The organism is Methanobrevibacter sp., assembly GCF_017468685.1.
Lineage (GTDB): Archaea > Methanobacteriota > Methanobacteria > Methanobacteriales > Methanobacteriaceae > Methanocatella.
In genome coordinates, this window is the sequence record NZ_JAFUHT010000079.1 from 1 (window position 1) to 10,925 (window position 10,925).

At 30.8% G+C, this 10,925-nt stretch carries 7 protein-coding genes; 3 read left to right on the forward strand and 4 right to left on the reverse strand.

The window, feature by feature from the left end; all coding sequences use genetic code 11:
• The first annotated feature begins 203 nt into the window (after nt 1-203).
• Together IJ258_RS10250 and metK are read left to right on the forward strand one after the other, a co-directional pair.
• Nucleotides 204-1,226 (forward strand): glycosyltransferase family 2 protein, encoded by a 1,023-nt coding sequence (locus tag IJ258_RS10250; RefSeq protein ID WP_292806560.1) that lies wholly within the window; start codon nt 204-206, stop codon nt 1,224-1,226.
• Between the two features lie 145 nt (nt 1,227-1,371).
• Nucleotides 1,372-2,544 (forward strand): methionine adenosyltransferase, encoded by a 1,173-nt coding sequence (gene metK, locus IJ258_RS10255; protein WP_292806562.1) that lies wholly within the window; start codon nt 1,372-1,374, stop codon nt 2,542-2,544.
• Between the two features lie 220 nt (nt 2,545-2,764).
• On the opposite strand, the gene IJ258_RS10260 is transcribed toward metK, so the two are convergent.
• The 4 genes from IJ258_RS10260 to IJ258_RS10275 all read right to left on the reverse strand — a co-directional run bounded on the left by IJ258_RS10260 (nt 2,765) and on the right by IJ258_RS10275 (nt 10,446).
• Nucleotides 2,765-7,693, reverse strand: a complete 4,929-nt coding sequence (locus IJ258_RS10260) for a right-handed parallel beta-helix repeat-containing protein (protein ID WP_292806564.1) — start codon at nt 7,691-7,693, stop codon at nt 2,765-2,767.
• A gap of 97 nt (nt 7,694-7,790) precedes the next feature.
• Nucleotides 7,791-8,975 (reverse strand): coenzyme F420-0:L-glutamate ligase, encoded by a 1,185-nt coding sequence (locus tag IJ258_RS10265; RefSeq protein WP_292806566.1) that lies wholly within the window; start codon nt 8,973-8,975, stop codon nt 7,791-7,793.
• Between the two features lie 327 nt (nt 8,976-9,302).
• On the reverse strand, nt 9,303-9,551 hold the full coding sequence (locus IJ258_RS10270; protein ID WP_292806568.1) for a hypothetical protein: 249 nt from the start codon (nt 9,549-9,551) through the stop codon (nt 9,303-9,305).
• Nucleotides 9,552-9,570: 19 nt separating this feature from the next.
• Complete coding sequence (locus IJ258_RS10275) at nt 9,571-10,446, reverse strand: hypothetical protein (RefSeq protein WP_292806570.1); 876 nt, start codon at nt 10,444-10,446, stop codon at nt 9,571-9,573.
• Nucleotides 10,447-10,669: 223 nt separating this feature from the next.
• Here IJ258_RS10275 and IJ258_RS10280 point away from each other — a divergent pair.
• Nucleotides 10,670-10,925, forward strand: a 256-nt coding sequence (locus IJ258_RS10280) for a helix-turn-helix domain-containing protein (protein WP_292806572.1), incomplete at its 3' end; no start/stop codon positions are given.

A 10,925-nucleotide genomic window follows, 5' to 3' on the forward strand; every position in this document is an offset into this window, starting at 1 on the left:
AAGTTACCATCAAGAAAAAAGTTTTAAAGAAACTTAAAGTTGGCAAAAAAGTAAAATATCAGGTTTCATACGGTAAAAAAACAGTTAAAAAGACTGCAAAAGTTAAAAAATAAGGATTTAATTCCTTATTTTTCTTTTTTTATTTTATTTGTTTTGCATTATTTTGAAATTTTTAAATACTACAATTAATAAAAATTCAACTAATGTCCATTTATAAAGTGTCAATCATAATGCCGGTTTACAATGCAGAAAAGTATTTAAGGGATTCTTTGGATTCAATAGTCAATCAAAGCATTGGAATCAGCAATCTTGAAGTTATTATTGTAAATGATGCATCAACAGATTCATCAGGAGAAATCATTGATGAATATGCAGACAAATACTCTTCTTTTAAACCGATTCATTTACAAAAGAACTCCGGAGGACCATTCGGGCCCCGAAATGTTGGTCTTAAATATGTAACCAGTGAGTATGTAATGTTTTTGGATGCCGATGACACATATACTCAAACTGCATGTGAAGTGCTGTATAATGCAATCTCAAAATCAAATGTTGGGGTGGCATTTGGACGATATAATCGTGTTTATGATGATATGACTCTTATATCATATTCTCCATATGATTCAAAAAATAACGATATTAAAACATATCCCAATTTTAATTTTATCACTGCACTGATTTGGAAAGTGCTATACAGGATATTATATGGAAAATCCATGGAGTATAAGGATGAAATTCTAATTAAGGATATTCGAAAAAACCCTGAAATCTTAAAAATTCTGCCATCAATGTGGACAAAGATTGTTCGGGCTGATAAATTGGTTGAATTCAAGCCATTTGTTGCAGGAGAGGACTTGAACTTTATTTTGGATGTCTTTTATAATTCAGAAATATTGTTCATTAACAATGAATCCATTGTGAATTATTCAATGCGTTTTGATGGAGATTTGTCCGTTACTAAAAATGTAAAATTCAAATTGGTTTTGGACACAATTCAGTCCTATAAGTTGGCTATTGAAACATCCAATCGTGAAGGTTTAAAGGATGTGGCCATGATGATGAATCCTTTTTTTGTAAACTATATCAATCTGTTGCGCCAGGGTGATTTTACTTTGGCTGAAAAAAAGATGCTTTTTGATGAGATTTCAGAAATTGATGAAATCTATAAAAACAAGGGTTTGATGGGTTTTGCTCTTGTTAAGCTGATTAAGTTTTTAAGTAAATAAAAAATATAATAATTATTTTGATGTTAATTTTCATTATTTATTTTAAAAATTAGAAAGAGTTTATATATTAAAATAAAAATATATTATTATATTAAAAAAATTTAGGAATACCCTCATTATAATTTATTTTTATGGATTGATAATTATGAGCGAAATATATAGAACATTTACATCAGAATCCGTAACACAAGGACACCCGGATAAAGTTGCAGATATTATATCTGATGCAATACTCGATGCATACATGGCGCAGGATAAGAATTCCCACGTTGCATGTGAAACTTGTGTAACAACAGATTTCTGTATGGTATTTGGTGAGGTAACATCAAATGCTGATTTAGATAATGATGATATTGAAAAGATTATAAGAGACACAATCAATGAAATCGGATATGATAATCCTGATTTGAAATTTGACGGACACAGCTGTGAAATCGTTAACAGATTGCATGCACAGTCTCCTGATATCAACCAGGGTGTTGACCGTGGGGAAGACGAAACCGGTGCAGGAGATCAGGGAATGATGTTCGGTTATGCAACCAACGAAACCGAATCATTAATGCCTTTCCCAATCGATTTGGCACGTAAGTTGACAAATAAATTAACCGAACTGCGTGAAAGCGGAGAAATCCCATACTTAAGACCAGACGGAAAAGCACAGGTGTCTGTTAATTATGATGAAGAGGGAAATATATTGTCCCTTGATGCAGTGGTATTGTCCACACAGCACGATGAATCCATGTCTGAAAACCAGGAAGGCTTAAAAGAGGACATTCGTGAAAAACTCTTCAAAGCAGTTATTCCTGAAGGACTGATTACTGAAGATACAACCGAACACATCAATCCGACAGGTAAATTCGAAATCGGTGGTCCTCATGGTGATGCAGGTTTGACCGGACGTAAAATAATCGTTGATACCTACGGAGGATATGCAAGACACGGTGGTGGAGCATTCTCAGGTAAAGACTGTACCAAAGTGGACAGAAGCGCATGTTATATGGCAAGATACATTGCCAAAAACATTGTTGCAAGCGGACTTGCTGAGAAATGTGAAATTCAGCTTTCATATGCTATAGGTGTTGCTGAGCCAACATCTGTAATGGTTGATACCTTCGGAACAGGTAAGGTCTCACAGGCAAAATTCGGTGAAATCGTACGTGAAAATTTCAAATTGACTCCTGACGGAATCATTGAAAGTTTGGGCTTAAGGGATGTTTCCTACAAGCCAACCGCAAAATACGGTCACTTTGGTATTGAAGGTCGCCCTTGGGAGAAAACCGACAAGGCTGAAGATTTGAAAAAATACCTTGAAAACTAGATTACTTGGTTAAGTAATCTACATATTCTTTTTCTTTTTATTTAATTTATTTTATTATTTCTTTTATTTTAAAATTTCATTTAATTAAAATTAAGTTTTACACTTAAATGCTATTTTAGTTTAGTCTTGGTTCAAGTATATCGCATCAAATTTGTCTCATGTTTGTGAAAAATAGGGGGAGTGTAAAATAACTGAGGTTATTTCACACTTTTTAGGAATTCTATTTGATTCTAATCTTGTTTTTGACAGTGTATTTTTGATATGTTGTTTTTATAGTATATTTTCCTTTTTTAAGTTTTATTTTAAGTTTTAGTGTTGCCACTCCCTTTTTATTGGTTTTTACTTTGTATTTTTTGCCTTTAAATTTAAAAGTTACCTTTTTACCTTTCAGAATCTTTCCATTAATATTGTAAAGCCTGGCTTTGAATATTATTTTCTTTCCTTTCTTAACTGAGATGTTTTTTGTCCTTATGATTTTTTTAGGATTGATCTTTTTGGCTTTGCTCTGTGGCTGTTGGTTGTTATTATTGGATTTTATTGTGATTTCTTTTTTAATTATTTCTCCTGTTTTAGGATTGGTGATTTCAATGGAGTGTTTTCCATCTTTCAGGTTTAAGAGTATAGATAACTTTCCTGTACTGTCGGTGATTAGATTCTGTTTTACTCCATCTATTTTCACATCAATTTCAGTGTTTGCCAATACATTTCCCTGTCTGTCGAATAGCTGTATCTCATAATGTGAATTTGGTGCAAATTCGCTGTTTTGTGGAATTGCAGTAGTCGGTTTGACAATGATGTTTTTAGTTAACTTTACCGGTAAAAATGTATTGTTAAAACCATCATAAGAAATAATTATCGGATAATTTCCACTTGTCAGGTTGACATGCAGATTTGCAGAACCGTTTTCATCAGTTTTTAAATCATATTGTCTGTTGTTTAAGTATATGTGTATTGTCTGATTTTCAAATCCTATTTCTTCCTCATCATATAGTTCAATGTGGTATATGAGTTCGTTTCCGGCAAACATGTTTATGTCATCTGCAACAAGATGGGTTTTATAAGTAACTATTTTAAATTCTGAACCTACAGTTTCTTCAAATTCATAGAGTGTACTGTTCAATTCAACAGTGAAATGATAAGTCCTGTCTTTTAAGTTGTCAAGTTTCAGAACTGCTTTTCCATTTTGAATTTTTAGTTTATATTCATTGTATAGATATCCTAATGTCCATTTTTGATCACTGTCATCAATATTAATAATGATTTCGCCGTCAATGTTTTTTCCTAAATCAACAGTGATTGTTGCATTATTAAAATTTAAATCAGTGCTTATTTGAGCTTCAATCGGATTTTTTATTATAATTTTGCCGGTGCCGTTACATGGGCGATATTCTTCATTTCCACTATAATTTACACTGAAATAATAAGTTCCTGCTTTATTGAATGCATATCTGAAAAGAGCGACTCCTAATTGGCCTTGGGTAAATGAAGGATATCTCTCATCATTTATCCAGAATTCTATATTTTCACCGGTCAGCCAATAATTTTCATCACTGTCCCATAATCTGGCAGATAAAGTAACTGCTTGATTTACAAATCCATAATAGTCGAATAGTTCCAAATGTGTTTTTTCACGATTATCAGTAGTGTTTGGTGTGTCACTAACTGTTGTATTGACATTATCTAGTGAATTTTTTCCAAATGTTGAGTTTATGATAATGGTATTGCCAGTTATTGTCAAATTTTTTTCATTATCAAATATTGAGTTTTTAACATATGTATCTGTATCTTTAGAATAGATTGCATTTCCTCCATATTCTGCAGAATTATTATTAAAATTACATTCATCAATTAAAACAGTAACATCTTTGTTTAAGTATAACGCACCACCAAATCTGGTACCATGATTATTATTAAAATTACAATCGTTTATGGTGCTATTGCTTTTTGTGGAATAAATTACACCTCCCAATGGTGCAAAATTGTTGTTATAATTGCAATATTCCATAATGTTGGTACTGTTTGATGTGAAAATTGCTCCTGCATAATTATTCGCGATGTTGTGATTAAACATGGAATATTTTAAAGTGTTATTGCTACTGAATGAATATATTGCTCCTCCATAAATATTTGCAGAATTATTTTCAAAATTGCAGGTATCCAATAATGTTTCACTATTTTCAGTATATATTGCACCTCCTCTTGAATAAGTTGATTTTATTTGATTATCGACTAATTTACAATTTTCAAGGGAAATTTTTCCATAGTCTAAATATATTGCACCACCATATGCTGCATAGGATGATTCAACACTGTTATTTGTTAAATTACAATATTTAAGGAAAACATCACTGTAATAATTGTATATTGCTCCTCCACATGCATATCCTTTTGATTTTGCAAAATTTTGGCTAAATGTGGAATATTCAATTAACATATATGAATTTCTTGCATATACTGCTCCTCCATGAGATGATGATGTTTCATTAATAGTATTGCCTGTAAAAATACAATTTCTTATGAAATCTTTGTTTTTATCTGAATATATTGCACCGCCTTGTTCTGAAGTATTATTAATGAATATGCAATAGTTAACATTTGTTTCACCATTTTCAGAATATATTCCTCCGCTTCTGTATTTTCCATGATTATTTTTAAAGTTACAATGTTCTAGTGTTGTATTGGAGTTAGATAAATATATTGCACTTCCATGTGCGATCATCTGATTTGCAATGTTGTTTGTGAAATTACTATTTTCAATGGATAAATTACATTTTTTTGCATATATTGCTCCTCCATAGGCTAAATGATGATACATTACTGTGTTATTAATAAAATTGCAGTTTGAAATTGTAATATTTCCATTAACCATGGATATTGCCCCTCCATTTGTTCCAAAATTGTTGGCGAACGTATTGTATTTGATAGTAATATTGTCATTATATGAGTATATTGCTCCTCCGTATGTGGTATGTGAAGTTGTATTTAATGGAGTATTGGTAAAATTACAATACATAATAATAATTTTCCCATTTTCTGAAAATATTGATTCTCCATATGTTGTCCAATGATTTATATTATTATTGTTAAAATTACAGTGGAGTATTGTAGCATTGGAGTGAGAGAATCGTATTGCTCCACCACATGGGTCATAATAATATTTTGCGTTGTGTATGGTATTATTTGTAAAATTACAATTTTCAATAGTGATATTATTGATATTTGAATATATTGCACCTCCACTTGGTGAATAATAACTTGAATTTGCTTGATTATTTAAGAAAACAGAATTATATATTGAAATTTCACTTGTTCCTGAAAATATTGCGCTACCGATAGTTGCACGGCCTTTAGAATACACAATGTTATTTGTGAAATTGCAAAAAATGATTTTGGTTTTGCTGGATAGTGAATATATTCCTCCACCACCTTTTTCTGCAAAATTCTTATAAAACCTACAGTTGGTAACTGTCAGATTCCCATAGTTTGATGAGATTGCTCCACCTCCTTGGAAATTATCTGAACGATGATTTACAGAGTTATTGGTAAAATTGGAATTAATAACTTGAGTGGAACTATTTATTAAATATATTCCTCCCCCTTCTCTTTTTAAATAATCATTAGATAAATTTAAATTATTATTGGCAAAGTCAGAATTTATAATTTTTATTTTACAATTATCACCATATGCTCCTCCGCCTCTGACCGCACTGTTATTGTATATGATACATTTTTCAATGCTAATCGTGTTATTCAGACAAGATATTGCTCCACCCATCTCTGCTGAGTTGTTAAAGAAACTGCATAATGTAATTGATGTATTGTCATTATTTCCTGAATGAATTGCGCCTCCTGAGAATATGCTTATGACTGAATTATTGATAAAATTACAATTTTCAATTGAAACATTACTGTTTGAGGAACATATGCCTCCTGCATAAAAAATAGCACTGTTATTGTTAAAATATGAATTTTTAACTATCCCAACTGAGTTTAATAAGTGTATTGTTCCATTGACTGCAATGTTGTCGGTAAAATTGCAGTTTTCAACTAAAATTTCGCTGTTGTATGAGAATATTGCTGAGCCAGTGTAGGAATCACTGTTTATGAAACTGCAATTTATAATTGTGATTTTGGAATTTTGTGCAAATACTAATCCTCCTGAATTGTAATTTTTATTCCCATTTTTGAAAACAATGTTTTTTAGTGTGACGTTGCTTGAAATAATTCTAAATACTCTTGCAGATTTTCTTGCATCTATTATATGTCCTTTCCCCTCTATAGTTATTGAATTTTCAATGTCAATTCCATATTCAAATTGGGAATCATTGGTCGTGTAAATGTAGTCGTTATTTAGTGTTATGTTAGTATTAGTTACCAAATTATTCAAATCAGTGAATGTTTTTTGGGAATCAAGCAATGGTGGCTCTTCGATGGTGGTGTCATTGGTTTCGTATTCTTTTTTATATCCAAAGGATAATGCCATAGAAGTAAAATACCCTGTTTTATATATTGCAATTCCCACGCAATTAAAGTAAGGGTAAATCATAGACTGTCTATGGCCTTGACCACTATGGTTTTTATATGTTTCTTTCAAATAATCAATGCAGGATTCTATGTCCACTCCTTGTGATAAACATTCTGCACCGACATAATAGGGATAAGCTGTATTCCAACTTAATCCGTTAGGCCGGTTATGTGCAAGTGAAGGGTATGTGTCAAATTCTTTAGCTCTTATTTTTGCACCTTCTTCAAGACCTATGTCTCTTGTTAGAGGTTTTAGTTGGTTGTGGTTATTTGTATTGAAGTAGGTTATTGTTGTATCATCTGAATTCCAATACCATATGCCTTTTTCACTTCTAAATTTATTCAAATATTCATATGCTTCGGAAACATCTAATGTTGTAGTTTCACTATTTTCCAATTCATTTTCATAATCATTGTTGCTTTGTAACTTATCTGTGTCGTAAAATGTCTCATTTAAATCATTACCAATTGATTCATCTTCATACAATTCGATATGTTCTTCTGATTCAGTTATATCTACTATTGATAAATCATTTTCGTCTGTGATATTATCTTCACCAAAAGCTATTGGAATTGAAATTAGAAATACTAAAAATAGTATTAAAATCATTCTTTCAAATTTCATATTATCTACCTTATAATATGAAATATATTTTTGTCAATTTTGATATAATAAGAAATATTATTAAAATAAGAATAAAAAAAGAAGGTTTTATGATAATCTAGTCATTTGCCAGATTATCAAAGTAACCTTGAATAAATATTACTGGTGTTCCCTTATCTCCGGAACCGCTGGTTAAATCACAAAGTGAACCGATTAAATCAGTCAAGACTCTTGGTGTGGTTCCTTCAGTAATCATCTGACCGGTCAGGTCCTTATCTTTGGTTCTGATTTCCTCTTTGATTGCTTCTTTAAGCTCATCGCCTTTAAGGTCTGCGAACTTGTTGTCTGAAACATATTTCAGTTTGATTTCATTAGGATATCCGATAAGTCCTGATGTATGTGCAGGTGAAACCACAGGATCAGCAAGCTCCCAGATTTTTCCGACAGGATCCTTGAATGCACCGTCACCGTAAACCATAACTTCAATCTGTTTGCCGGTAATTTCAACCAGTCTTTTTTGAACTTCCTCAACCAGTTCCTGGCCGGTTTTAGGGAAGAGTTTAAGCCTTTCTTCGGTTGCCTTGTTTGAACCTAAAAGTCCATAGTCAGGGTTGCATCCGGAACCGTTAACAGGCTCTGTCAATACTTGATACAATCCGTAAGCGTTAGCACCTAAATCCCTTAATAATTTCACTGTTTTTTCTCTTGTGTGAATGTCACAAGCTAAAACGTCATTTGTATAGTTAAGGATTGTTTTAACATCATTTGAAAAGACAAATTCCACTTCACAGTCTTCACTTTCAATCAAATCACGGTAAAAGTCAATCATGTTTATTCCGGTGAAGGGATGTTTCCATGATGCAAAGTGTTCCTTATAATCGTCCTCGGATATGACGCTTGCAAGGTTAAATTCACTTTCATCTAAAGCGTTTTCATCCAAAATTCCGTTTCCGACTTCGTCTGCCGGGAAGGATGTCAACAATGTAATCTTGTCCATTCCTCTGGCTATTCCTTTCAGGATGATTGAAAAACGGTTTCTGCTTAAAATAGGGTTTGTAACTCCGATTTTTTTGGATGGAAATTTGTTGATTAAATCCTCGGCAACATCATCAACGGTGACATAGTTTCCTTCTGAAATTCCAACGACCGCTTCTGTGATTGCAACAATGTCCTTGTCCTTAAATTCAAATCCTTCACTTTCCTTAGCAGCCATCAATGAATCAACGACTATACTTGCCAAATCATCGTTTTCCTTAATAATTGGGGTTCTAATTCCCCGTACTACTGTACCAACACATCTCATATTCAATAACTCCTCACTTGGGTTAACCTATTTATTTTATATTCTTTTACTTATATAAGTTTTAAACTTCGACTGCATTTTCATAAAATTTTTTGAACGATTGCACTATAGGTTATTAATCGGGGGCATTATTTTCAGAGGGGATGATTTTTAAAATATTTTGAGGTTAGTTTTTTCACTGATAAATTATTTAAACAATAGAATATAAACTCTAATTAACAAAATCATGAGTGGTCACTTTGGATTGTAAAAAAATGGCTTTTAGATAATTGCACATTTTTTGAAGAAATTTTTGAAGATGGTGGTTCTTACTATTTGGAATTTTGCTTAAGGGAGGAAGCATTTTCTTTTGTCTTCCACATACTCATTAACTATTTTTGGGATTGATTTATGATTTATTTCATCAAGTATAAACTCTGGAACACATATTTGTATCTCATTATTTATTAAAAATTGTGTTAAATCTCTTGCTTTAGTGGTGTGGCCAGTTAATTTGTACTTACCATATAAAAAACAATAATAAACAATTATCTGTGCATCATAAACCACTTTAGAATAATTTTTAAATCTATCCATTTTAATTCCTCAAAATAAATTAATAGAATAATGAATCATCAAAATCATCATCATCTAATCTTGGAAGAACATCAAGATCTTGACTAATATAATTTTGTAACCTATCAAAATGTTCTATAAGATTATTTAAACTCATATTTTCAAAAACAACATTGTCCTGATTAGATAATGAATAAATTTTTTCAATATCTTCAATATATTGGGCGATTGATTGATATAAATCATTTTTAAGATACTTATTTAGTTTTTCTTCTCTTAACACTATTCTTAGATAATCAAGAGATCCTAAAATAAATACACGATTATAATTAATATCAAAATGTTCAAATAACTTAAAATTGTCAAGAATCTTATTATTTAAATTTGTTTTAATATTTTTTAAAACAGATGTTGGAAGATTTTTTGAAATTTGTTTTGAAGGCAATTCAAATCCATTAACATCATTAAATGCAGTTTCAACGATATCTGAAGGAATATGTGGTTTAATATTATTTAATTTAATTAATGCATCATTTATTGTGAGAGCATGATTAAATTTTTTATAATATAAAATTGTTGATGCGGCTTCCAAATAATCAGTGGATTTGTTACTGACAAACTTCTTAAATGAATCTAAATTAAAGTTTTGAATTTGTAACGGAGCATTTTCAAAAACTTCACTGGAATGATAATCATCAGATAAAACTGGAGAATATGGGCCATGATGATACATATTATAACTATAAGTATTATCCCAACCGAAATATTTTGCTAAAAAAACGAATTTTTGGATTTTAATTCTGAATTCCAAATTATTTTTCAAATGAACTTTGCTTTTGAAATCTTCAGAATCTTTAAAATTCAATTCCTCTTTCATAGCATTTAAGAAATAACTTAGATGGTTTTTATTGTTCATAATATTGCTCCATAATATTATTAGTGTATTTATTATAGTACTTCTCTAAAAGTTTTTACCATTTAATTTTTGTATTTTGGGATTACTTTTCAGATGCTCTCTTTGGTTTTGTTTATATAGGTTATTTTAATTAAATAATATACATGTATTTTTTTTAGTGAAAAATATTAGTTTCTAAAAAAAATTGAGTTTTTAAAAAAATAATGAAGGAGTTATTTTTTTTATGGTTAATGTTGTTAATAAAGGTTTAAAAGTGGAACTTCTTCCGGATAAAAACATGACACAGGTATTGAATCAAAATATTGGTAATGCTCGTTTTATTTGGAATAATATGCTTTCCAGATACAATTATTTGTATAATTTGTTTTCATTTCATGGCTGTCCTTTAAATCCTAACATTAAAAATTTAAATGCTATTTTAAAGATGTTAAAACAGGAAAATAGTTTTTTACGTGAAGGAGAGTCCACCAGTCAGCAGC